This window comes from Serratia bockelmannii (assembly GCF_051803255.1).
In the GTDB taxonomy this organism is placed as follows: Bacteria; Pseudomonadota; Gammaproteobacteria; order Enterobacterales; family Enterobacteriaceae; genus Serratia; species Serratia bockelmannii.
Genome location: NZ_CP196512.1, coordinates 723307 through 747984, shown reverse-complemented (window position 1 = coordinate 747984; position 24678 = coordinate 723307). Strand labels below are relative to the sequence as shown.

21 protein-coding genes are annotated in these 24678 nt (G+C 59.7%); 3 read left to right on the top strand and 18 right to left on the bottom strand.

What is annotated here, in order from left to right:
- Nucleotides 1–3 precede the first annotated feature (3 nt).
- From folA to ACSJLU_RS03490, 3 genes are all read right to left on the bottom strand, one after another.
- Nucleotides 4–486: a type 3 dihydrofolate reductase gene (gene folA, locus ACSJLU_RS03500; protein WP_025301539.1), complete on the bottom strand. Its 483-nt coding sequence runs from the start codon at nt 484–486 to the stop codon at nt 4–6.
- A 143-nt stretch (nt 487–629) separates the two neighbouring features.
- The gene (locus ACSJLU_RS03495; RefSeq protein ID WP_015376621.1) at nt 630–1094 is read right to left on the bottom strand and encodes a threonine/serine exporter; all 465 of its coding nucleotides are present in this window, start codon (nt 1092–1094) and stop codon (nt 630–632) included.
- Nucleotides 1091–1891, bottom strand: a complete 801-nt coding sequence (locus ACSJLU_RS03490; protein WP_439041060.1) for a threonine/serine ThrE exporter family protein — start codon at nt 1889–1891, stop codon at nt 1091–1093. Before ACSJLU_RS03490 ends, ACSJLU_RS03495 begins: the two co-directional genes overlap by 4 nt.
- Before the next feature lie 127 nt (nt 1892–2018).
- On the opposite strand from ACSJLU_RS03490, the gene ACSJLU_RS03485 reads away from it, so the two are divergent.
- Entirely contained in the window at nt 2019–2633 is a 615-nt protein-coding gene (locus ACSJLU_RS03485; protein WP_025301536.1) for a LysE family translocator, read from the top strand.
- Between the two features lie 36 nt (nt 2634–2669).
- Here the strand turns inward: ACSJLU_RS03485 and kefC are convergent, their stop codons facing one another.
- From kefC to pvcA, 8 genes are all read right to left on the bottom strand, one after another.
- Entirely contained in the window at nt 2670–4523 is a 1854-nt protein-coding gene (gene kefC, locus ACSJLU_RS03480) for a glutathione-regulated potassium-efflux system protein KefC (RefSeq protein ID WP_025301535.1), read from the bottom strand.
- Nucleotides 4516–5073, bottom strand: coding sequence for a glutathione-regulated potassium-efflux system oxidoreductase KefF (gene kefF, locus ACSJLU_RS03475; protein ID WP_025301534.1), 558 nt, complete (start codon nt 5071–5073; stop codon nt 4516–4518). Before kefF ends, kefC begins: the two co-directional genes overlap by 8 nt.
- 170 nt (nt 5074–5243) lie before the next feature.
- Nucleotides 5244–8468 (bottom strand): carbamoyl-phosphate synthase large subunit, encoded by a 3225-nt coding sequence (gene carB / locus ACSJLU_RS03470; protein WP_025301533.1) that lies wholly within the window; start codon nt 8466–8468, stop codon nt 5244–5246.
- A 16-nt stretch (nt 8469–8484) separates the two neighbouring features.
- Nucleotides 8485–9633 carry a glutamine-hydrolyzing carbamoyl-phosphate synthase small subunit gene (carA, locus tag ACSJLU_RS03465; protein WP_071826157.1) on the bottom strand — a complete coding sequence of 383 codons (1149 nt, stop codon included), beginning with the start codon at nt 9631–9633 and terminating at the stop codon, nt 8485–8487.
- A 470-nt stretch (nt 9634–10103) separates the two neighbouring features.
- Nucleotides 10104–10925: a 4-hydroxy-tetrahydrodipicolinate reductase gene (dapB, locus tag ACSJLU_RS03460; protein ID WP_148123123.1), complete on the bottom strand. Its 822-nt coding sequence runs from the start codon at nt 10923–10925 to the stop codon at nt 10104–10106.
- Between the two features lie 263 nt (nt 10926–11188).
- On the bottom strand, nt 11189–12448 hold the full coding sequence (locus ACSJLU_RS03455) for a glycosyltransferase (RefSeq protein ID WP_049294815.1): 1260 nt from the start codon (nt 12446–12448) through the stop codon (nt 11189–11191).
- Nucleotides 12449–12472: 24 nt separating this feature from the next.
- Entirely contained in the window at nt 12473–13336 is an 864-nt protein-coding gene (locus ACSJLU_RS03450; protein WP_025301529.1) for a TauD/TfdA dioxygenase family protein, read from the bottom strand.
- A gap of 95 nt (nt 13337–13431) precedes the next feature.
- Complete coding sequence (pvcA, locus tag ACSJLU_RS03445) at nt 13432–14397, bottom strand: L-tyrosine isonitrile synthase (RefSeq protein WP_025301528.1); 966 nt, start codon at nt 14395–14397, stop codon at nt 13432–13434.
- 191 nt (nt 14398–14588) lie between these two features.
- Here pvcA and ACSJLU_RS03440 point away from each other — a divergent pair, with 191 nt between their 5' ends.
- Nucleotides 14589–15515, top strand: coding sequence for a LysR family transcriptional regulator (locus tag ACSJLU_RS03440; protein WP_025301527.1), 927 nt, complete (start codon nt 14589–14591; stop codon nt 15513–15515).
- Between the two features lie 272 nt (nt 15516–15787).
- Here the strand turns inward: ACSJLU_RS03440 and ispH are convergent, their stop codons facing one another.
- Genes ispH through ribF form a run of 5 tightly spaced genes read right to left on the bottom strand, consistent with a single transcriptional unit; the run spans nt 15788 to nt 21504 of the window.
- Complete coding sequence (gene ispH / locus ACSJLU_RS03435) at nt 15788–16741, bottom strand: 4-hydroxy-3-methylbut-2-enyl diphosphate reductase (RefSeq protein WP_025301526.1); 954 nt, start codon at nt 16739–16741, stop codon at nt 15788–15790.
- Nucleotides 16722–17192: an FKBP-type peptidyl-prolyl cis-trans isomerase gene (gene fkpB / locus ACSJLU_RS03430; RefSeq protein ID WP_049272801.1), complete on the bottom strand. Its 471-nt coding sequence runs from the start codon at nt 17190–17192 to the stop codon at nt 16722–16724. Before fkpB ends, ispH begins: the two co-directional genes overlap by 20 nt.
- Before the next feature lies 1 nt (nt 17193).
- Nucleotides 17194–17703 carry a signal peptidase II gene (lspA, locus tag ACSJLU_RS03425; protein ID WP_025301524.1) on the bottom strand — a complete coding sequence of 170 codons (510 nt, stop codon included), beginning with the start codon at nt 17701–17703 and terminating at the stop codon, nt 17194–17196.
- 13 nt (nt 17704–17716) lie between these two features.
- Nucleotides 17717–20533 carry an isoleucine--tRNA ligase gene (gene ileS / locus ACSJLU_RS03420; protein ID WP_197812936.1) on the bottom strand — a complete coding sequence of 939 codons (2817 nt, stop codon included), beginning with the start codon at nt 20531–20533 and terminating at the stop codon, nt 17717–17719.
- Between the two features lie 32 nt (nt 20534–20565).
- On the bottom strand, nt 20566–21504 hold the full coding sequence (gene ribF, locus ACSJLU_RS03415; RefSeq protein WP_049207243.1) for a bifunctional riboflavin kinase/FAD synthetase: 939 nt from the start codon (nt 21502–21504) through the stop codon (nt 20566–20568).
- A gap of 390 nt (nt 21505–21894) precedes the next feature.
- Here ribF and rpsT point away from each other — a divergent pair, with 390 nt between their 5' ends.
- Nucleotides 21895–22158, top strand: a complete 264-nt coding sequence (gene rpsT / locus ACSJLU_RS03410; protein ID WP_004932960.1) for a 30S ribosomal protein S20 — start codon at nt 21895–21897, stop codon at nt 22156–22158.
- Nucleotides 22159–22229: 71 nt separating this feature from the next.
- On the opposite strand, the gene nhaR is transcribed toward rpsT, so the two are convergent.
- Together nhaR and nhaA are read right to left on the bottom strand one after the other, a co-directional pair.
- Nucleotides 22230–23129, bottom strand: coding sequence for a transcriptional activator NhaR (nhaR, locus tag ACSJLU_RS03405; protein ID WP_004932962.1), 900 nt, complete (start codon nt 23127–23129; stop codon nt 22230–22232).
- Between the two features lie 192 nt (nt 23130–23321).
- Nucleotides 23322–24488, bottom strand: coding sequence for a Na+/H+ antiporter NhaA (nhaA, locus tag ACSJLU_RS03400; protein WP_025301521.1), 1167 nt, complete (start codon nt 24486–24488; stop codon nt 23322–23324).
- Nucleotides 24489–24678: the final 190 nt, after the last annotated feature.

The following is a 24678-nucleotide window of genomic DNA, read 5'->3' as shown; positions in this document are numbered from 1 at the left end:
AAATCAGCGGCGCTGCAGGATTTCGAAGCAGTAGCTGTGCGAATTCAGCTCGTCGGCGTCGTGGAATTCGCTGAACGTGGTTTCCCACTCGTCCGGCTCGTAATCCGGGAAGTGAGTATCGCCGCCGACTTCGGCGTCGATGTGCGTCAGGTACAGGCGATCGGCGCGCGGCAGCAGCTGGGTATAGATGCGCCCACCGCCGATCACCATCACTTCTTCCACCTCACCCGCGGCGGCCAGCGCCTCATCCAGCGAGGTCACCCAAGTCACCCCGGCGGCATTGCCTGGGCGGCTGCTCAAAACGATATTGTGGCGGCCCGGCAGCGGGCGGCCGATGGACTCGAAGGTCTTGCGGCCCATAATAACCGGCTTATTCAACGTGTTGCGTTTAAACCACGCCAGGTCCGCCGGCAGGTGCCACGGCATGGCGTTTTCCATGCCAATAACGCGATCCGCCGCCAAGGCAGCGATCAGGCTGATAATCATTGTTTAACCCTGTGTAGGCAGCAAAATTGGTGACACTATACGTAAAGGCCTGAGTGCCGTCGATAGGCTAATCAAGCAAGATGAATATATAAGATAGCTCTTATCAGCATATCTAATAACCAACGATCGCCCGCCGGGAAATTTCACACGCCGGGGCGTTTGCGATACAGCCACAGGCCCGGTAACGACAGGCCGATCGACAACGCGCCGACGATGAAACTGGCCTTGAGGAAGTTGGTGATCATGGTCTCCATCAAGGCTTCGCTGTAGCCAAGATGCGAGATCTCTACCACAGTTATCATCGCGGTATAGGCGGAAATGCCGGGGAACATCGGGATCACCGCCGCCACGGTGAATACCTTCGGATGCGCCAACAGCCAGCGCGACCAGTAGATGCCGATGATACCGATCAGGATCGCCGCCAGCAGCGACGCCCACTCGATATTCATGCCAGCGTGCATCATCAACATGCGCGAGCCGCGCCCGATTGCCCCGAGCAACGCGCAATAGCGCAGCGCACGCAGCGGTACGTTGAACACCATAGCGAAGCCCAGCGCCGGTACCGCCGCCAACAGCATCTCCTGCAACAATGCCCACAGCAGATTCATGACCACCCCCGCAGATCCCACAGCGACATCGCCATCACCACCCCGATGCAGGTCGCCAGCGTCAGCAGGCTGGCCATCGCCCAGCGCGCCAGCCCGGTGTTGACGTGCCCCTTAAACATATCGACCACTGCGTTGATCAGCGGGAAGCCCGGCACCAGCAACAGCACGCTGGCGGCCATCGCCACGCTCGAGGTCTCTTTAAACGCCGGTAGGCGCAGCAGCAGCCCAGATATCGACGTAGCGACAAACGCCGTCAGGCAAAAATTGATCAGCGGATTCATCTGGCGGGCGGTGAGGATCTGGCGCACCAGCATCGCCGCGCCGCTGGCGATAAAGGTCACCAAAAAGGCGTCGCCGCCGCCGCCGTTGAGCATGCTGAAACATCCACAGGACAGGCCCACCATCAGCACCACCAGCCAGCGCGGGTAGCGCAGCGGCCGGATCCTTTCAAAGCGACGCGCCACGTCGTGCGCATCCGCCAGGCGATGCTCGGCGAGGATCACGATATGCTGCACTTCGGTCACCACCTGCATATTGATGCCGCGATCGACATTCTTGCGGGTGGTGGTCAGGCAGGCGCCGTGGCTGAGGGTGGTCAACACCACCGCATTGGCGGAGATTGAACTTTCCACGCTGTCCATCCCCAGCGCCAACCCCAGGCGGGTCGACAGCTGTTCCACCACCGTGCTCTCGGCGCCGTGCTGCAACAGCAGCAGCGCGCATTGAATGCACAAGCGGGTAATTTCACGCTGTTGCCGGTGCGGCTCCGGCCTCTCTGTGGCGGTAGTCTGCTGCATGGTGCTCCGTCGCTGGCGGTAGATGAATTATTATCATAGAGCCTAACAATACCTCATTGGGTTGATGCGCATCAGAGGAAGCGGCGTTATTATCGCCAGAACTCTGTCTTTTGCGCGAGACGCTCCCATGCTTGAAACTTCGCTGTTCGTCGCCGGCATTGCCGCCCTCGGCATGCTCTCCCCCGGCCCGGATTTTTTCCTGGTGATCAAAAACGCCGCCCGCTATCCTCGGCTAGCCGCCATGATGACCGCATTCGGCGTGATATGCGGTGTCGCCACCCACATGTCCTACTGCGTCGCCGGGCTGGCGGTGGTGATCACCACCACGCCGTGGCTGTTTAACCTGCTGAAATACGCCGGGGCGGTCTATCTGGTGTGGATCGGCATCCAGGCGCTGCTGTCGCGCGGCGGCGGCAAAATGAACGTCAGCAATCTGCCGCAGCAGCAGGTCAGCCTGAAGAGCGCCTTTGCGCAAGGCTACCTGTGCAACCTGCTGAACCCGAAAGCCACCCTGTTCTTCCTGGCGGTATTTACCCAGGTGCTGCAGATCGATTCCGGCCTGGGCGACAAGCTGTGGTACGCGGGGATTATTCTCGGCCTGTCGGTCATCTGGTGGCCGCTGCTGGTGTTCCTGATCCAAAGCGGGCCGGTGCGCCGCGGGCTGGAAAAGACGCAGAAGGTCGTCGACAAATTGCTGGGCGGCATGCTGATCGCCTTAGGGATCAAGGTCGCGTTGAGCTAAGCAAAAAAACGGGGCGCCATTACGGCGCCCCTGCTGTTATCCTTTGGCTTCCACCACCTCATCTTCCGGCGCCTTGCCGTCGATACTGCCGCGCCAGCCGGTCTGCTGCACCCGCGACAGCCGATTCTGATCCTGCTCGATGGCCGCACTGAGCATCTCCTTGGCTCGCTGCAGGCTGGCGATACGGAATTCAGTATCCTGATAATTCTCCAGCGTGTCTTCCAGCATCTTCAGGTTATAGCGGCGGAACGTGTCCGCCTTCTCGCGCGCCTCATAGGCGTCCAGCCCCAGCAGTTCCAGCGTTTCACGGCCGATGCGCAGCGAGCTTTCGAAAGTTTCGCGCTCCGGTTTTTCCACCCCTAGCTGCCGCAGCTGATACCAGTGATCGACGTCGCGCGCCCGCGCCACCACCTTCAGATGCGGGAAGTGCTGCCTGGCCAGCTCGGTTAACGCCAGGCTGTCTTCCACATCGTCGATGGCGTTGATCAGCACCTTGGCGTGAGCGGCGCCGGCGGCCTCCAGCAGATCGGCCCGCGTGGCGTCGCCGTAAAACACCTTGGTGTCGAATTTGCGCAGCGTTTCAATATGGTCCGGATCGTGATCCAGTACCACGGTGTGCACGCCGTTGGCCAACAGCAAACGGCCGGCGATCTGGCCGAAACGGCCGAAGCCGGCAATGATCACGCTGGCATTCTCGTCGTCGATGACGTCAGCCGGGCGCTCCTCTTTCGGCGCATTTTTTTCCAGCTGCGCGGCGATCACCAACAACAGCGGCGTGGCCGCCATCGACAGCGCTACCGCCAGCGTCAGCGATTTGGCCCATTCGACCGGCAATACGCCGGCCAGCTGCGCGGCGCTGAAAATCACAAAGGCAAACTCACTGCCCTGGCCCAGCAGAATGGCGAACAGGCCGCGCTGGCGCTTCGGCACCCCGAGCAGCGGCCCAATCAGCCACAGCAGCGCCGCCTTGATCAACATAAAGCCCAGCAGCAGCGAGGCGATCAGCAGCGGGTGATGGAACAGGGTGCCGAAGTCAATCGACATGCCAACGCCGATAAAGAACAGCCCCAGCAGCAACCCCTTGAACGGCTGAATATCGCTCTCCAGCGCGTGACGGTATTCCGAGCTCGCCAGCAGTACCCCGGCGAGGAACGCCCCCATCGCCATCGACAGTCCGGCCATCTCCAGCAGGATGCCAAAACCGAACACCAGGAACAGCGCCACGGCGCTGAACACCTCGCGCATGCCCGAACGGGCGACAAAGTGCAGCAGCGGGCGGGTGACGTAGCGGCCGAGCAGCACCACCATCGTCAACGCGCCCACCACCTTGGCCGCCGACAGTACGAAAGCGCCCAGCGTGGTGGTGGCGCCGCTGCTGGCGAGCAGCGGGATCATCGCCACCAGCGGGATCGCCGCGATATCCTGGAACAGCAGCACCGCAAACGCACTGCGGCCGATTGGCGACGGCGTCAAATTACGTTCGCTCATCGCCTGCATGGCGATGGCGGTAGATGAAAGCGCCAGCGTCAAACCGATCAGCAGCGCCACCTTCCAGTTGAGGCCGAGGAAGTAACAGAAGGCGCTCAGCGCCAGGCCACAGCCCACCATTTGGATGCTGCCGCCGCCGAACACCGAGGCGCGCAGCGTCCACAGCCGCTTGGGATCCAGCTCCAGGCCGATGATAAACAGCATCAGCACCACGCCGATCTCGGCGAAGGTCAGGATCGACTCGGCATCCGACACCAGCTTCAGCCCCCAGGGGCCGATAATACAGCCGGCGATCAGGTAGCCAAGCACCGAGCCCAGCCCCAGTCGCACCGCGATCGGCACGAACAGCGCCGCGGAGCCGAGGTAGATCAGTCCCTCGATCATCATGTGATGGTTATCCATGGCTGGCCTCCCGGGTTTCCGCTTCGGCATGTTCCATCAGGTAGTCAACCAACCGCTGGCGGTAGGCTTCGCCGGCGGCGAGCAGCGCCGGCTCGTTGCAGGTAAAGGTGTTGTGCACGGCGAAATAAGGTTGCCAGTTCATGCCGCAATAGATCGCCGTAGCCTGCAGCGGCTGCGCCAGCGTAGCGAAGTTAGGAAAGTCGCCCAGCTCGAAGTGGTGCTCGTCGCCGCCGCTGGTCACTGCCCACAGGCAGTCTTTACCCACCAGCGCATTGCCGTCGTGGCCGTAGGCCCAGCCGTGCTCCAGCACTTTGTCGATCCACAGCTTCAACAGCGGCGGGAAGCTGTACCACTGCATCGGATGCTGCAGCACCACCAGGTCGGCGCGCTCCAGCGCCTGTTGCTCGGCGTTGATATCGATATTGAAATCGGGGTACAGCTCATACAGCGAGCGCACCTCTACCTCGGGGAGATCCCTCACCGCCTGCAGCAGGCGCTGATTGGCATGCGAATGCCGGGGATACGGGTGAGCATAAATTATCAGAATCATTGTTATCGTCGTTCCTTCGTTTCTTGCCAATACACCAAGCATATACCAATCACACAGAGTGACAGTTTGCCCACTGATTGATAGCGGAAATTTTTAACACCAGCCGACAAATTCGCTGAATAAAAAAAGGCGCTGCATCTGCAGCGCCCTGGCATAACGTTCTCGCGCGGTTATTTGCCGATACGCGCGTGCATTTCCTGCACCGAAGTCACCTGCTCGGTCGGATCCGCTTTCAGCGCCATCGCGGTGGCAAAGCCGCCGTTCAGCGTGGTGTCGTAGTGCACCTTGTACTGCAGGGCGCTGCGGCGAATCAGCTTGGAGTCCTCAATCGCCTGGCGGCCTGCCGTGGTGTTGACGATGTAGGTGTACTCGCCGTTCTTGATACGGTCTTGAATATGCGGACGCCCTTCGTGCACCTTGTTGACCAGACGCGGGTTGATGCCCGCTTCGCCCAGCACCACCGCGGTGCCGTGGGTGGCATCCAACTCGAAGCCCTGCTTCAGCAGGCTGGCGGCCAAATCGACCACGCGGGCTTTATCGCCTTCGCGCACCGACAGCAGCGCGCGGCCCTGCTTCTTCATGCCCGAGTTGCTGCCCAGCATCGCTTTGGAGAAGGCTTCCGCGAAGGTGCGGCCTACGCCCATCACTTCCCCGGTAGAGCGCATTTCCGGCCCCAGAATCGGGTCGACGCCCGGGAATTTGTTGAACGGCAGCACCACTTCTTTCACCGAGTAGTACGGCGGGATAATTTCTTCGGTCACGCCCTGCTCAACCAGCGTTTTGCCCGCCATCACGCGCGCGGCCACTTTGGCCAGCGGCACGCCGGTCGCTTTGGACACGAACGGCACGGTACGCGCGGCGCGCGGGTTGACTTCAATCAGGTAGACTTCGTTGTCTTTCACCGCGAACTGCACGTTCATCAGACCGCGCACCTGCAGCTCGAACGCCAGTTTTTCCACCTGGCGACGCATCACGTCCTGAATTTCCTGGCTCAGGGTGTACGCCGGCAGTGAGCACGCGGAGTCGCCGGAGTGCACGCCCGCCTGCTCGATGTGCTCCATGATGCCGCCAATCAGCACGCGCTCGCCGTCGCAGATAGCATCGACGTCCACTTCCACCGCGTCGTCCAGGAAGCGGTCCAGCAACACCGGCGCATCGTTGGACACGCTGACCGCGGTCTGGAAATAACGGCGCAGGTCGGTTTCGTCATAGACGATTTCCATCGCCCGGCCGCCCAGCACGTAGGAAGGACGCACTACCAGCGGATAGCCGATGCCCGCCGCCTTCTCGACCGCCTGCTCGATGGCGGTAACGGTGGCGTTGGCCGGCTGCTTCAGGCCCAGGCGGTTGACCGCCTGCTGGAAGCGTTCGCGGTCTTCGGCACGGTCGATGGCGTCCGGGCTGGTACCGATGATCGGCACGCCTGCGGCTTCCAGCTCACGCGCCAGCTTCAGCGGGGTCTGGCCGCCGTACTGTACGATAACGCCTTTTGGTTTCTCGATGCGCACGATTTCCAGCACGTCTTCCAGGGTCACCGGCTCAAAGTACAGGCGGTCCGAGGTGTCGTAGTCGGTGGAGACGGTTTCCGGGTTACAGTTGACCATGATGGTCTCGTAACCGTCTTCGCGCAGCGCCAGAGAGGCGTGCACGCAGCAGTAGTCAAACTCGATGCCTTGGCCGATACGGTTCGGCCCGCCGCCCAACACCATCACTTTCGGCCGGTCGTTGGTCGGGTTGGACTCGCACTCTTCTTCATAGGTGGAGTACATGTAGGCGGTGTCGGTGGCGAATTCCGCCGCGCAGGTATCCACGCGCTTGTACACCGGATGCAGACCGTGGCTGTGACGCAGCTTGCGAATTTCGCTCTCGGCGACACCGGCTAGCTTGGCCAGACGCGCATCGGCGAAGCCCTTGCGCTTCAACGTGCGCAGGAAGTCTTTGTCCAGGCCATTGATGCCCGCTTCGGCTACCTGCTCTTCCAGGCGCACCAGCTCTTCAATCTGCACCAGGAACCAGCGATCGACGTTGGTCAGGTTGAAGACGCCGTCGACCGACAGACCGGCGCGGAAGGCGTCGGCGATGTACCAGATGCGGTCGGAACCGGCGTCTTTCAGCTCGCGGCGGATTTTGGTCAGCGCTTCCGGATCGTCCAGGCTCACTTTCGGATCGAAGCCGGTGGCGCCCACTTCCAGACCGCGCAGCGCTTTCTGCAGCGACTCCTGCTGGGTGCGGCCGATGGCCATCACTTCGCCGACCGACTTCATCTGGGTAGTCAGGCGATCGTTGGCGCCGGCGAACTTCTCGAAGTTGAAGCGCGGGATCTTGGTCACGACGTAGTCGATGGACGGCTCGAACGACGCCGGAGTGCGGCCGCCGGTGATGTCGTTCATCAGCTCATCGAGGGTATAGCCCACCGCCAGTTTGGCGGCGATCTTAGCGATCGGGAAGCCGGTGGCTTTCGACGCCAGCGCCGAAGAGCGCGACACGCGCGGGTTCATCTCGATGACGATCAGGCGGCCGGTTTTCGGGTTAACCGAGAACTGCACGTTGGAACCGCCGGTTTCAACGCCGATCTCACGCAGCACCGCCATCGAGGCGTTGCGCATGATTTGGTATTCCTTGTCGGTCAGGGTCTGGGCCGGCGCAACGGTGATCGAGTCGCCGGTGTGGATGCCCATGGCGTCGAAGTTTTCGATGGAGCAAACGATGATGCAGTTGTCGTTCTTATCACGCACCACTTCCATCTCGTACTCTTTCCAACCGATCAGCGATTCGTCGATCAGCAGCTCGTTGGTCGGCGACAGGTCCAGACCGCGTTCGCAGATCTCTTCGAACTCTTCGCGGTTGTAGGCGATGCCGCCGCCGGTGCCGCCCATGGTAAAGGAAGGACGGATAATGCACGGGAAGCCGACGTCAGCGGCTACCGCCAGCGCTTCTTCCATGGTGTGCGCGATGCCGGAACGCGCGGTATCCAAACCGATTTTCTTCATCGCCACGTCGAAACGGCGGCGGTCTTCGGCCTTGTCGATGGCATCGGCGGTCGCGCCGATCATGGTGACGCCGAACTCGGCCAGCACGCCCTGACGCTCCAGCTCCAGCGCGCAGTTCAGCGCCGTCTGGCCGCCCATGGTCGGCAGCACCGCATCCGGGCGCTCTTTTTCAATGATCTTGCGCACCACTTCCCAGTGGATCGGCTCAATGTAGGTCGCGTCGGCCATCTCCGGGTCGGTCATGATGGTCGCCGGGTTGGAGTTGACCAGAATGACGCGGTAGCCCTCTTCGCGCAGCGCTTTACACGCCTGGGCGCCCGAGTAGTCGAACTCACACGCCTGGCCGATAACGATCGGACCCGCGCCGAGGATCAGGATGCTTTTTATGTCTGTACGTTTTGGCATTTTTTACTGCTCCTGATTATTTGGCGTTAGAACGGTAAGTCTCAATCAGTTCGATAAAGTGATCGAACAGCGGCGCGGCGTCGTGCGGGCCTGGGCTGGCTTCCGGGTGCCCCTGGAAGCTGAACGCCGCCTTGTCGGTGCGGTGAATGCCCTGCACCGTGTGGTCGAACAGCGATTTGTGCGTCACGCGCAGATTCGCCGGCAGGTTGTTTTCATCTACCGCAAAGCCGTGGTTCTGCGCGGTGATCATCACCGTGTTGTTGTCCAGATCCTTCACCGGGTGGTTGCCGCCGTGGTGGCCGAGCTTCATCTTCATGGTTTTCGCCCCGCTGGCCAGCGCCAGCAGCTGGTGGCCCAGGCAGATGCCGAACACCGGAATGTCGGTTTCCAGGAACTGTTTGATGGCGGCGATGGCGTAGTCGCACGGCTCCGGGTCGCCCGGGCCGTTGGACAGGAAGATGCCGTCCGGATTCATTTTCAGCACTTCGTCGGCTGGGGTCTGCGCCGGCACCACGGTCAGGCGGCAGCCGCGATCCACCAGCATGCGCAAGATGTTGCGCTTGGCGCCGTAGTCGTAAGCCACCACGTGGAACGGCAGTTCCGCGGCGGTTTTGGCTTCCGGCAGATCGCCTTCAAGCGTCCAGCTGCCTTGCTGCCAGCTGTAGGCCTCTTGAGTGGTGACCTCTTTCGCCAAATCCATGCCCTTCAACCCCGGGAAGCCTTGCGCCTTGGCCAGGGCCAGCGCGGCGTCCGGCGAATCGGCGGCAACGATGCAGCCGTTCTGGGCGCCTTTTTCGCGCAGCAGGCGGGTCAATTTACGGGTATCGATATCGGCGATCGCCACGATGTTGTGACGCTTGAGGTAGTCGGACAGGCTTTCTTCACTGCGGTAGTTGCTGGCGATCAGCGGGAGGTCACGAATGACGAGGCCTTGGGCGTGTACTGCGGAGGATTCTTCGTCGGAAGCATTGGTGCCGACATTGCCGATATGAGGATAAGTAAGAGTAACGATCTGGCGGGAATAGGAAGGATCAGTGAGGATTTCTTGATAACCGGTCATCGACGTATTGAAGACCACTTCCCCCACTGCCGTTCCCTCTGCCCCGATGGCCCGACCGTGGAATTGGGTTCCGTCTTCCAGAACCAATAGCGCTGACTTTATCAAAACATCCTCCGAGGAATAATCAATCACAATATTTGCATATTAATTCAGATATCGCGATCTAAATCAATGCAAAAACCGTCCGCGAGGCCAATTTTTGGCAAATTGGGCGCATTTTAATGATGAGTGCCTGGCTTGTCTACCCAAACCGCCATTTTTTGTTTTATTTTTGCAGTTCTCGGCGCTCATGCGGCGTGAGCGGCGATAAAAACACAGAAAACCGGGGCTAGGAAACGGTTGCGGGGAAGAATGACGGAAAACGCGGCCAGAATGGGACGAAAAAGACGCTAAAAAAGCTGTAAGCGGAAAAAACGGAGGTAATCAGCAGGATAAACACATAAAAACAACCACTTCAATGACAAAGCAAACAAAACATAATATTTATCATGTTAAAAAAAAGGACAATAAAATTATTGCCCTATTATCATAGCATTATGATCAACACAACCACATCACGATGGTATTCAATTTAGTTATATCTGGTCCAAACTTAGCACATCGCGCATATCAAATAGGCCTTTATCCCGGTTATGCAACCAGGAAGCCGCGCGCACCGCGCCGCTGGCAAAAGTCATACGGCTGGAGGCCTTATGGGTGATTTCCACCCGTTCACCGATGTCGGCGAACATCGCGGTGTGCTCGCCGACGATGTCGCCGGCGCGAATGGTGGCAAAGCCGATGCTTTTCGGATCGCGTTCGCCGGTATGGCCTTCGCGCGCATAGACCGCACAGCTTTTCAGATCGCGCCCCAGCGCGCCGGCGATCGCTTCGCCCATGGCCAACGCCGTGCCCGACGGCGCATCCACTTTGTGGCGATGGTGCGCCTCAACGATTTCGATATCGGTATAGTCGCCCATCACCTGCGCGGCCTTCTCAAGCAGTTTCAGCACCAGGTTGACGCCGACGCTGAAGTTGGCGGCGAACACGATGCCGATATGCTGCGCCGCATCGCGGATCGCCTGCTTGCCGGCGTCATCAAAGCCGGTGGTACCAATCACCATCGCCTTATGGTGCGCCATGCAAAATTCCAGGTAGCCCAGGGTGCTTTCAGGGCGGGTGAAGTCGATCAGAATGTCGAACTCGCTCGCCACGTTATCCAGACTGTCGCTCACCTTGACGCCCAGCGCGCCGATGCCCGCCAGCTCGCCGGCGTCGACGCCGATCAGGCTTGAACCCGGGCGCGACAGCGCCGCTCCCACCACCACGCCTTCCGCCTGCTGCACCGCCTGGATCAACTGACGGCCCATCCGGCCGCCGGCGCCCGCAATCGCAATGCGGATTTGTGAATCACTCATGCTTGCTCTCTTCTTGTTTTGACGCCTATCCCATTAGGCTATCGATTCAGGGTAACCGTCCCACTTCAGCGTCGCCAGAGGATTCATTTCATAATTAGAAAATTATGATATTCCCCCGCTTTCATCAGCGGCGCTGTCGTGAGATTAACATTCAACCGATTTGGCGGCCTGCGACGATTGTACATAATCATGCAGTTTCCATGGCAAGAAAATGCAGAAAAAAGGCGCCGAAAACGGCGCCTGGGGAAAGGAACACTGCGAGGTCAGGCGGTAATGGCGGCCACTTCGTTGGCGATCGCCGTAAGCGCATCGTGGCGGGCATAGTCCTCACGCACCAGCGCTGCGCGTTGCCGATAGATCGGCTGCTGCAGAATACGCGACGCCGCCGCCAGGATCTGTTCTGCGCTCGGCGTGCTGGTGTGCAGACTGATGCCGCAGCCGGCGGCCACCACGCGCGCGGCAGCCTCCAGCTTGTCCTCGCCGGTGCCGGCGACAATCAGCGGCACGCCGCTGTCCAGCGCATAGTTGATCGAGCCGTAACCGCCGTTGGTGATCAGCAGCGCCGCCTGCGGTAACCAGTGTTCGAAGGAGATGAACGCCCGCACTCGGGCGTTGTCCGGCAACGCGTCCATCAGCCCTTCGGTCGCTCGCCCGCCGGTGGTGGCCAACACCCGCACCGGCAGATGCGCCAGCGCCTGCAGCGTCGGCACGATCAGCTGATGCAGATCGACATTGGCCAGCGTGCCCTGAGACACGATCACCAGCGGCCGACGATCGTCCTCCTCCCACAGCGCCTCTTCCGCGGCCGGTTGACCACCGCTGCGCAGCGGCCCGACGAAGCGCACACCGCTCGGCAGGTCGTCGCGCTCATATTCCAGCGCCGTGGTGGCCAACTGCAGGAAACGCTCGCAGCCGCCGATCAGCGCATCGGTAAACGGGCGATTCAGCGGCCGCCCGCCCGCTTGCACCAGCGCGGCATCAAAGCTTTGCTGCACCTCATCAAGCAACACCCGCGTCGCTTCATCCACCAATTGCTCGCGGGTCAGCGCCCGCGGCAGCAGCGCCGGCGGGATGCGCGGGCCATAGAAAATGGCGTCGCGCGAAGAATACGACAGCGGCGTGACGCCGATCCCGAAGACCGGCGGCCGTTCGGCGGACTGCAGCAGCGGCAGCACGCCGTAGAAGCAGTTCTCCACCATCAGCAGATCGGTCTTTTCGGCGGCGATGGCCGCACGCAGCTGACGATCCAACAGCGGGATCGGCGCGGCGAAGAAATCTTTCAGCGCCAGCGCCATCTGCGCATTGCCCGGCGGCAGCGCGGCGCGCTCGGGGAAATGCTCCTCCAGGTGGCGATAGTCGAAATCCACCTGCGCGTCGAACGGCACGAAGCTCGCCCCAGCCGCTTCGGCGCGTTCGCGGAACAGCGCGCCGGTCATCACCCGCACCTGATGCCCTTGGGCAATCAGGTGGCGAGCGATGGCCAACATCGGGTAGACGTGCCCCGGAGTGGCGACCGCCGCCATCAGTATCCTTGCCATAATGCTCCTTTACGCTTCTGCGTTTGCCGGCTTCAGCGCCAGATTGGCGCACACCGGGTTGCTCTGAATATGCACGCGCTGCAAATGACGCGCGGAACGGGCGGTAAAGCCCTCACGGCCGTGCAGCAGCGAGAAATTGTCCGCCACCACCACGTCGCCCTGTTGCCACTGATGGGCATAATAGTGACGCGGATCGTACAGGTGCTGCTGCAGAGTGTGATGGAACTGTTCCTGCTGTTGTTCCGGCACGCCGTGATATTCCAGCGCATGCTGGTTGAGGAATTTTTTCCCCTCCGTCGGCGGTTCATTGTAGCGCATGATCAAGCCCCTGCCGTTCGGGTGCTGCACCACCAACGGCGAACAGACTTCTCCGCCGTAATGCACCACCTGCTTGATGCGGTAGGTGATCGACACCGACAGCCACTGATCCAGCAACGTTTCGTCCGCATTGGCCAGCAACCGCGTGGTATCGACGAAGGTAGTGCACCCGCCTTCGTCCTGCGACGGCGCCGCCACGCAGTGGAACAGCTGGAACTCGGGGATGGTCGGCTTATACATGCCATCCCAATGCAGCGGGACGTAGCTGCTGTCGAAAATATGATCCTTGGCGTCAGGATGTTCCTTCACGTCCAGCACCGCGCCGAACGGCCACATCATGATCTCGCCCCACTGCTCGGCGTAGCGCGTCAGAACCTCCCCATCGCTGAAACCGGAGTCGAATCCGCGCAGCACCAGCAAGTGGTGCTCCTGCGCCAGCGCTCGCAGCGCCGCCACCGGTAGCTCGCCGATCTTTTGCCCCGGATGCTGCGGCGTCAGGATCGCGCCGAACGGGGTATTCGGTTGGATATGGCAATTAAGCGGTTGGTTGTTCATCAGTATTCTCCTTGCATCGAATGTGCTGCTCACACGGCAACGTGCCGTCAAAAACGCGCCCGTCAGGATTTCGGGCGCAAAAGCATGCAGCGGCCTCAGGCCATCTGCGGTTGTTCGATCAGGTAATGGCTCGGCGTGCCGCGGATCTCTACCAGCTCGCCGTCCAGGCTCTGCGCGTCTTTACGTTTCATCAGCACGAACTGGCCGTTCACGTTGGCTGCCACGCCGTGCCACGGCGTCAGCCAGTCGTCTTTGGTCGGCATCATGTGGATACCCATTTTCAGACTGTCGACCGGCTGCGGGTGAATCGACAGACGGATCGCCGCCGGGAAGTGCTGCGCCAGCAGATTGCCCCAGGCCCAGCTGCGCTGGATCACGCCGCAAGCGCGCTGTTTGGCGTCTTTCTGCAGCGCGGCGTTGGAACCGCTGTAGCCCGGCAGTTGGCTGTCTTCATACAGGAAGCGCGTGATGGCGCGGTACAGCAAGAGGCCCTGTTCGTCCTGCATCAGTTGCTGTTTGATCGCCTCTTCCGATTCGGCATAGCCCTCCACCAACAATCGGCGCAGCAGATCATAATCATCGGTATGCTCCGCCAGGCCTTTGACATCGCCGAGGTTGAACACGCTCAGGTATGTCGCGCCCACTTCATGCAGCAGGCTTTCAATCTCGCGCTGATAGTGGTTGATCGCGTCGTCGCTGACGCGGATCAGATCGCCGAACACGTGACCGTCGGAGCAGATAACGATATGCGCCCCCGGCGGGTAATAGAGCTGAATGCGCTGGCACAGCGAGTTGAGGAAGATCAACGACAGCCGCTCCGCCATGTCCGGCACCGCACCGATCACCTTGTTGGTGTTGGGCGACTTGGTCGGGAAGGCCGGCAGCACGAATTCGATACGTTGCTCGTTTTCGATGAATGCCCGAATGCGCGGCAATTGCACCTGAGTGACCCGCCGTTCTTCTTCGGCGATCGAGGTGTCGTCGCCGGGGAAACGGCGGCGGTATTGCAATAATTCACGTAGGATCTTTAACGATATTTCTTCTTTCTGAGCGCTGTCCACAATGAGCTCCTGTTGCGATGTGGCGCGGGTGTATTATTGATAAGCGCAATAAGATTTATCAAAAAGAGAAAAAATCTCTGCAAAATAATAATCAGCCCGGCGTTTATATGCTTCAGGCAATATAGAAGAGATGGTGCTATATTATTAGCCCGTATAATTCACAATCTTGGTTAAGTTGTGCTTAACAAACTATGAGCAATATTTTAAAACGCATGGCCATTTTCTCAAAAGTGGTCGATTGCGGCGCATTCAGCATGGCGGCAAAAGAATTGGGCATGACGACCTCCGCCGTCAGCCAACATATTCGCCAGCTGGAGGAACATCTGGGCATTCAATTACTGTTGCGATCGACGCGTTCATTGAGTCTGACCGAAGCAGGATTGTGTTTTTATGAAGATTGCCTGCTGATGATCCACGCAGCCGAACGTGGCCAACAACGGATCGCCGCGCTGCGTGGCGAGCTGGTCGGCGAACTGCGTGTCGCCACCTCCACTGAATTCGCCACCCACTATCTGGTGCCGGCGCTGCAAAGCTTCCTCGATGAACACCCGCAGCTTACGCTGCGACTGGAAATCCACGATGAGAAGATAGACCTCATCACGCAACGCATCGATCTGGCGATACGTGGCGGCGTGCTGGCCGACTCCAGCTACGTTTCCACGCGGCTGGCGCGCTGCCGTGAAGTGTTATGCGCCTCACCGGCCTACCTGGCACACCACGGCGTGCCGGATTCACCGCAGGCGCTGAGCCATCACCACTGGGTCACCTTTACACCGCTCGGCAACCCGCAGTTTGTCCGTCTTATCCATCGCGACGGCGGCGAACACCGCATGCGTATGACGGGGCGTTTGTTCACCAACAGCGGTATGGCGATGAAGGAGTTGGCGCTGACCGGCAAGGGGATCATTCGCAATTTCTTCGCCAACGTTGAACGTGAATTGCGCAGCGGTGAGCTGATTGAAATATTGCCCGATTGGCGGTTACCGGAAATTAATTGCTATGCCATTATGCCGCGCAGGGAGATCCAGCCATTAAAAGTCAGACGGTTGCTGGAACATATGAAACTCTATTTGCAGGAGAAGGGATTAACGGCCGTAGAACATATTCGACAGGAATAAAATAAGAAACATCTGCAACATCCATTATTGTAATTATTGTAATCACTTTGCCAACACCGGGCCTCATTTAGATTGCAGCCTAATGATATTCTGATTAATGACTTTTCGCCAGCCTTTATAATTAAATACACCGCCGTTATTTCAAATACTCAGAATAAATTTGACTTTAGTTAGCAGAAAATTTGAATATGCATGGCATGTTATTTTTAACGCGGCACGATTCCAAAAAAAACGGGAAGCCTAAGCTCCCCGCAGTCATCCGCCGGCGCATGTCAGTCAATCTGACGAACGTCCACCCGCAGCTCTTTAGGCACTTCAAACACGATGTTCTCTTCACGCCCGCTGATTTCATGCACGTCCAGGCCGCCCAGCGCTTTCAGGCGAGAAATCACCTCCTGCACCAGCACGTCCGGTGCCGAGGCGCCGGCGGTAACGCCGATATTGCGCGCTTCGCTCAGCCAGCTCTCCTGAATATCCGCCGCCGAATCGATCAGATAAGCCGGTTTGCCCACGCGCTGCGCCAGTTCAGCCAGACGGTTAGAGTTGGAAGAGTTCTTTGACCCCACCACCAGCACCACATCCGCATCGCCTGCCAGGTTACGCACCGCTTCCTGACGGTTGGTGGTGGCGTAGCAAATGTCATCCTTACGCGGACCGATAATGCTCGGGAAGCGCTGACGCAGCGCGTCAATCACGTCCGAGGTATCATCAACCGACAGCGTGGTCTGCGTCATGAAGCACAGATTGCTTTCGTCTTTCACCTGCAGCTTCCACACGTCTTCCGGCGATTCGACCAGGTACATGCCGCCCTTCGGGTTGCTGTACTGGCCCATGGTGCCTTCCACCTCCGGATGACCGGCATGGCCAATCAGAATCGCTTCGGTGCCGCGGCGGCTGGCGCGCGCCACTTCCATATGCACCTTGGTCACCAATGGGCAAGTGGCGTCGAACAACATGGTCAGATCGCGCGCCTTGGCTTCGGCGCGTACCGCCTGAGACACGCCGTGCGCCGAGAAGATCAGGATAGAACCGTCCGGCACTTCGGCGATCTCTTCGATAAACACGGCGCCCCGCTCACGCAGGCTGTCAACCACGTAGCGGTTGTGCACCACTTCATGCCGTACGTAGATCGGCGCGCCATACAGCTCCAGCGCACGTTCCACGATGCTGATCGCACGATCAACCCCGGCGCAGAAGCCACGCGGGTTAGCCAGCAATATTTGCATGCGTCTCCTCCTGCTGCGGATCGATCTCCAGCACTTCAATGTCGAAGGTCACCGGATGGCCCGCCAGCGGATGGTTGAAATCGACGGTGATTGAATCCTCCGCCACCGCGCGCACCACGCCCGGCATTTCGCTGCCGTCGATGGCGGTAAACAGCATGATGGTACCCACGTCCGGCACGCCGGTTTCCGCGAAGTCGCGGCGCGAGAAGAACTGGACCAGATCCGGGTTCTCCGCGCCGAACGCCGCTTCCGGCTGCAGGGTAAAGGCACACTTGTCGCCCGCTCGCAGGCCGAGCAGTTGCGCTTCCAGCGGCGCCGACAGGCTGCCGTCACCCAGACGGAACAGCGCCGGTTTGCCGCTGCTGCGGGTAGATTCGGCGGTCGAACCGTCTTCCAGTTTCAGCGTAAAGTGAACCAGCACTGCGCTGTCACTGATAACCTGAGCCGTCATATTACTCACCTTTACTCTTTGCGCCTTTGTTCGCCGGCGACAGGAAACCTTCCAGCACGATCATCGCCGCACCCACGCAGATAAAGCTGTCCGCCAGATTGAAGGTCGGGTAGTGCCAGTCACCGACGTAGAAGTCGATGAAATCGACCACAAAACCGTGCCACAGGCGATCGAACAGGTTGCCCAACGCCCCACCGATGATGAAGGCGTAGGCGATGTTGTTCAGCTTCTGCTGCGCCGCGCTGCGGTACATCATCACCAGCAGCACCGCGACGATGGCGATGGCGATGCCGGCGAAGAACCAGCGCTGCCAACCGCCGTGATCGGCCAGGAAGCTGAACGCAGCGCCGTAGTTGCGCGCGTAAAACAGGTTGAACGACGGGATCAACGGCTGGGACTGGCCCAGCGTAAAGTTAGCGAGGATCCACTGCTTGCTGCCGAAATCCAGCGCCAGCACCGCCACTACAACCCACAGCCAACGCAGGCCGGTCGAACAAATTGGTTTACTCATCAGGCGCGAGTTCTCAGGCAAAGTTACGCTTCTCGCCGTCACCGGCGACGTTGCTCACACAGCGGCCGCAGATGTCTGCGTGCTCCGCCACCAGACCGATATCGGTGGTGTAATGCCAGCAGCGCGGGCACTTCTCACCTGGCGCCGTGCTGAAGGCGATCTTCAGCCCTTTCAGCAGCTCGGAGGCCTGCGCGTCGGCCGGCGCATCCGCCAATGGCGCAACGCTTGCCGCGGAGGTCAGCAGCACAAAGCGTAGCTCATCCTGCAGGCTGTTCAGGCGAGCCGCTAGCTCGCTGTCGGCATACAGCGTCACCGCCGCTTCCAGCGAACCACCGAGGCGTTTGTCGGCACGCGCCTGCTCCAGCACCTTGTTCACTTCGCCGCGCACTTTCAGCAGCTCAGCCCAGAAAGCGTCGTTCATCGGCTCGCCTTCCGCCAGCCCGAACAGGCCGTCGTACCACTCTTCGGTGAACACGTACTGCGCGCGTTTGCCCGGCATGAAGCCCCAGATCTCGTCTGCGGTGAACGACATGATCGGCGCCATCCAGCGCACCAGCGCTTCCATGATGTGATACAGCGCGGTCTGGCAGCTGCGGCGGGCGACGCTGTCGCTCTTGGCGGTGTACTGGCGATCCTTGATGATATCCAGGTAGAAGGAGCCCATCTCGACCGAACAGAACTGCATCAGACGCTGCACCACTTCATGGAAATCGTAGTTGGCGTAAGCCTGTTCGATATCCTGCTGCGCCGCCAGCGCGCGGCCGACCGCCCAGCGATCCAGCACCACCATGTCTTCAGGCGCCACGCAGTCGGTGCTCGGCTCGAACCCGTTCAGGTTGGCCAGCAGGAAGCGCGCGGTGTTGCGGATGCGGCGGTAAGAGTCGGCGGAACGCTTGAGGATCTCGTCGGATACCGCGATCTCGCCGGTGTAATCGGTCGACGCCACCCACAGACGCAGAATGTCGCCGCCGAGCTTGTTCATCACGTCCTGCGGGCTGACGGTGTTGCCGATCGACTTGGACATCTTGCGGCCCTGGCCGTCGACGGTGAAGCCGTGAGTCAGCACTTCCTTGTAAGGCGCCTTGCCCTTCATCGCGGTGGAGATCATCAGCGATGACATGAACCAGCCGCGGTGTTGGTCGGAGCCTTCCAGATACATGTCGGCGCCGTGGCCGTTGAATTCAGGGCGCACATCGACAACAGAGGCGTGGGTAGAACCGGAATCGAACCACACGTCCAGCGTATCCGGCACTTTCACGTAGTCGGCGGCTTCCGCGCCGAGGATGTCGGCCGCGTCCAGATCCCACCAGGCCTGAATGCCGTCTTGCTCGACGCGCTTGGCCACTTCTTCCATCAGCTCAACGGTGCGCGGGTGCAGCTGCTCGGTCTCTTTGTGCACGAACAGCGACATCGGCACGCCCCAGGTGCGCTGACGCGAGATGCACCAGTCCGGGCGGTTGGCGACCATCATTTCGATGCGCGCCTGGCCCCAATCCGGGATCCACTGCACGCCCTTAATCTCTTCCAGCGACTGCTGACGCAGGCCTTTCTGATCCATGCTGATGAACCATTGCGGCGTGGCGCGGAAGATGATCGGCGTCTTGTGGCGCCAGCAGCACGGATAGCTGTGCAAGAACTTCTCGACGTGCAGCAGCGCGCCTTTGTCACGCAGCAGATCGACGATCAGATCGTTGGCCTTGAAAACGAACTTGCCGTCCAGCAGCGGGTAGGTGCCGGTCAGGTAGCAGCCGTTCGGCCCTACCGGGTTGGCCACTTCCAGGCCGTATTTCTGGCCGATCACGAAGTCGTCCGGGCCGTGGCCTGGCGCGGTGTGCACCGCACCGGTACCGGCGTCCAGCGTCACGTGCTCGCCGAGGATCGCCGGCACGTCGAAGTCCATGAACGGATGTTTGAAGCGCAACAGCTCCAGATCGGCGCCTTTGCAGCTGCCCAGCACCGTCCACTCGGTGATGCCGGCGCGTTTCATCACGCTTTCCACCAGTTCGGCCGCCAGGATCAGGCACTGGCCGTCAACCTGCACCAGTTGATAGGTGAAGTCCGGGTGCAGCGAGATCGCCCGGTTGGCCGGCAGGGTCCACGGGGTGGTGGTCCAGATAACCAGCGAGATGGCGCCGTTGAAGTGGCTCACGCCAAACTTGGCCGCCACGGCAGCCGCGTCGGCCGCATGGAAGGTCACGTCGATAGACGGCGAAGTCTTGTCGTAGTACTCCACTTCCGCTTCCGCCAGCGATGAGCCGCAGTCGGTGCACCAGTGAACCGGCTTGGCGCCTTTCAGCAGGTGGCCGTTGCTGATGATCTTGCCCAGCGCGCGGATAATGTTGGCTTCGGTTTTGAAATCCATGGTCAGGTAGGGACGATCCCAGTCGCCCAGCACGCCCAGGCGGATGAAGTCCTTCTTCTGGCCTTCAACCTGCTCGGCCGCGTACTCGCGGCACTTCTGGCGGAACTCGGCCGCCGTCAGCTTCTCGCCCGGTTTGCCGTACAGCTGTTCCACCTTCAGTTCGATCGGCAGGCCGTGGCAATCCCAACCCGGCACATAAGGCGAGTCGAAGCCGGCCATCCCTTTCGACTTGATGATAATGTCTTTGAGAATCTTGTTAACCGAGTGACCAATGTGAATGCTGCCGTTCGCATACGGAGGGCCGTCATGCAAAATGAAGGTTTTTTTGCCCTTTTTGGCAGTACGAATAATCCCGTACAGATCCTGTTCATACCAACGTTGCAGCATGCCAGGTTCGCGCTTGGCGAGATCGCCGCGCATCGGGAACCCTGTTTCCGGCAAGTTCAGGGTATTCTTGTAGTCACTCATTAGATTCTCGGTTCCGTTTTCGGCTATAGAGATTAAACCGGTGTCTGTAGCCCGAAGAACTTCCGGGCCGTCACCACATCATTGGCGATTTGCTGCTTCAGGGCATCGAGCGAAGCAAACCGTTGTTCATTGCGCAATTTTGCGCGGAGCACCACCTCAATATGGCGCCCGTAAAGATCCATTGTGACATCCAGCAGATGCACTTCCAGCTGCTGGCGCACGCCGGCGACGGTCGGGCGCGTGCCGATGTTGGCCACGCCCGGCAGCGGCTGCGGCCCCAGGCCGTACACCTCCACCGCATACACCCCTTTCACCGGCGCCACCAGGCGCTTGAGCGGCAGGTTGGCGGTCGGGAAGCCGATGGTGCGGCCCAGCTCATCGCCGTGCACCACGCGCCCGGAGATGCTGTACGGGTGGCCCAACAGGGTCTCCGCCAGCGGCAGATCGTCCTCGCTCAGCGCAGTGCGGATCGCCGTACTGCTGATGCGCCGGTCGCCTTCGCGGAAGGTCGGGGTGCTGACCACGTCGAAGCCGTACTCTTTTCCGGCCTGCTGCAATAGCGGAAAATCGCCCTGACGCCCGGCGCCAAAGCGAAAATCATCCCCCACCATCAGGAATTTGACGCCGAGCTTCTCCACCAGCAGCTCGGCGACGAACGCCTGCGCGGTGTTGGCGGCAAAACGCGGATCGAACTTGACGCACAGCAGGTAATCAACGCCCGCCTGCGCCAGGTAGTTGGCCTTGTCGCGCAGGCGCGTCAAACGGGCCGGCGCCTTGTCTGCGGCGAACATCTCCAGCGGCTGCGGCTCAAAGATCATGACCATCACCGGCAGCCCGAGGCGTTGCCCTTGTTGCTTCAACTGCTCCAGCAGCGCCTGATGACCGCGGTGTACGCCGTCAAAGTTGCCGATGGTGAGCACGCAACCATGGTGGCGCGCCCGGATATTGTGAATGCCGCGAATTAGCTCCATAGCTGGCTCAAAACAGTGGAAATCGGCGGATTATACCTTGTACAGCCGGTAAGGTTAACCCGCGATTGGTGCCTTTATGTAATAGACATACCATACCGGAGATAATCTGCGCGTGAAACGGCTTCACCGCAGTTTATCCCGCGCCGCCGGGCCGATTCTCGACCGCGGCCAACGGCTTGCGCCCGCCGCGGCAAATCATTGGCGAATTTTCTCGCGAAACACTGTATTCCCAAGAGCGAAGCTGGTAAAATCCTGCGCCATCACAACGTAGCGAGTGCCGCCTGTACAAACGGCGCTTATTTGCACAAATCCATTGACAAACGAAGGCTAAAAGGGCATATTCCTCGGCCTTTGAATTGTCCTCAATAGAATATATTTGGGAGTTGGACCTTGGCTAATATCAAATCAGCTAAGAAACGCGCCGTACAGTCTGAGAAACGCCGCAAGCATAACGCAAGCCGTCGCTCAATGGTGCGTACCTTCATCAAGAAGGTAGACGCAGCTATCGCAGCTGGCGACAAAGAAGCAGCACAAAATGCATTCCTGGTAATGCAGCCACTGGTGGACCGTCAGGCAGCTAAAGGCCTGATCCACAAAAACAAAGCAGCGCGTCATAAGTCAAACCTGACTGCACGCATCAACGCAATGCAGTAAGCATTTCGTTATCTGCTTGATAAAAAAACCGGCTCAGGCCGGTTTTTTTACGCCCTGCGTTCAGTGAACCGCTAGCAGGAAAACAGCGCCGAGAAGTCTTTGTTGCAGACGCGCTGCACCGCCGGATGCTGGATCATGCGCTCGGCGAAGATGATGTAATACTCCTCCTGCACGCTGTCTATACGTCCAATCTCCACCACGTTATCATCGTTGTAGGTATCCTGCGCATACAGCGTCGGCGCCACGAAGATCGCGTTGTGGTACATGCCGAAAGCCTTCATCAGCGCCGCATCGTCGAACTCGCCCAGAATCTCCACCTGGATGCCCTGCGTATTGAACCAGTTGAGCAGTTTGCGCCCCAGCATCGAACGGCGGCCGGGGATCAGCAACTTACGCTGCTCCAGGCAGGCCGGGAACGGCAACTCCGGCGCCGGCTGGCGACAGAAGAAGCTGATGCCGCACTCGCCCAGCTTCAGCGAGAACAGCCCTTCCTGCTGGCTGGAGTCCACCGGGCAATCCGACAGGATCATATCCAGCTTGTGCTGGCTGAGCTGCTCCAGCAGCATCTCGTGCGTCGATTCAAAACAACGCAGGTGGATCTGTTCGTTGTCCACCACCACCGCCGTTTCCAACACCTGGCTGACCAGGCGCTTCGACAGCGCGTCCGCCACGCCGACGTCGAACAGCAGATTCGACTCTTTGCGATAGTTGACGATATCCAGCATTTCCTGGCTGAGCATAAACATCTTGTCAGCATAGCGGAACACCAACTGCCCCAGCTCCGAAGGCACCAACCCGCGCCCCTGGCGTTTGAACAGCTTGCCGTCCAACCGCTCTTCCAGCGCCTTGATCTGGCCGGTGATGGTCTGCGGCGTCAGAAACAACGCTTCAGCGGCGCCGACCACGGAACCGGCCTTGCAGACCTGCCAGAAATAGTAAAGGTGATTAAAGTTGATATGCGACATCCTCACGAGCGGCTCTCCTTAACAACGTTTCGCAGCGGCAAACGGTGTGCCGTGACGAGCGACAAACTTCCTTTCCCTGCTTCAGACAACGTATAGCCCCATTAGTCCCAACGAAGAACGGCCGAAGCTGCACATATTTTATACCGTACAGCTCCGACCAGCCATTTTATTATGTGCCCTTACCGGGCACATTCAGGATTAACGTACGCGCGGCAACGCCAGACGCAGCAATCCATACCCTACCACCGCCGCAGCCGTCGAGCCCAACAGGATCCCCAGACGGGAATAGGTGCTGAGCGCCATATCCGCCTCGCCGAACGCCAGCGAGGCGATAAAAATCGACATGGTGAAACCAATACCGCAAAGCACCGAAACGGCAAATACCTGTTTGAAGCCGATGCCTTCAGGCAAACGGGCGATGCCCATTTTTACCGCCAGCAGGCTGAAGAGGAAAATCCCCAGCGGCTTACCGATAAACAAGCCAGCCGCAATCCCGACCGGCAGCAGCGACGTCAATCCTTCCAGCGATACGCCCTGCAAAGAGACCCCGGCGTTAGCGAAAGCGAACAGCGGCAGGATCATAAACGCGACCCACGGGTGCAGCTCATGCTCCAGCGTTTCCGATGGCGATGGCCCCTTCTTGACGTTCAGCGGGATCATAAAGCCGACGATCACCCCGGCCAACGTCGCGTGCACCCCGGACTTGAGGATCGCCACCCACAACACCAGGCCAACCATCATATACAGCGAGGTTTTTCCCACGCCACGCCAGTTCATCACCGCCAGCAGCACCGTCGCCGCCGCTGCCACGCCCAGCGCCACCATCGACACTTCGTGGGTGTAGAACAGCGCGATGATGATAATCACGCCCAGGTCATCGATGATCGCCAACGCCAGCAGGAATACTTTCAGGCTAGTCGGCACGCGGTTGCCCAGCAGCGCCATTACGCCCAGCGCGAAGGCGATATCGGTCGCCGCCGGGATTGCCCAACCCTGGCGAGTGACTTCATCCGCGCCGTTGAAAAGCAGGTAAATCAGCGCCGGCGCCAGCATGCCGCCCAGTGCGGCGATCGCCGGAAATACCGCCTTGTCACGCCCGGACAGCGAGCCTTGCATCAGCTCGCGCTTGACCTCGAGCCCCACCACCAGGAAGAAGATGGCCATCAGGCCGTCGTTGATCCACAGCAGCAGCGGCTTGGCGATCTCCAGCGAAGCAATTTTCACCATCACCGGCAGGTTAAGAAATGCCTGATAGATCCCCTGCGCCGGGCTGTTGGCCATGATCAGTGCGACGATCGCCGCCGCGATCAGAATGATGCCGCCCGCGGCTTCCTGACGTAAAAATTGACGAATGATGTTGGTCACAGTACGTCTCTCCAAATCTGTGCAGGACGTAGTGCCCTGCGAACCACAGTCATGAAGTGAGTATAGAGGGCGTTTTAGTTCGAAAAAATAAGTTTATAAATGCTAAATAACTCGAAAAAACCGATCAAAAGCACGAGTAAATCACATTATTCTTAGGGAATGAGCGTTATAGCACGCAAATAAAAACCCC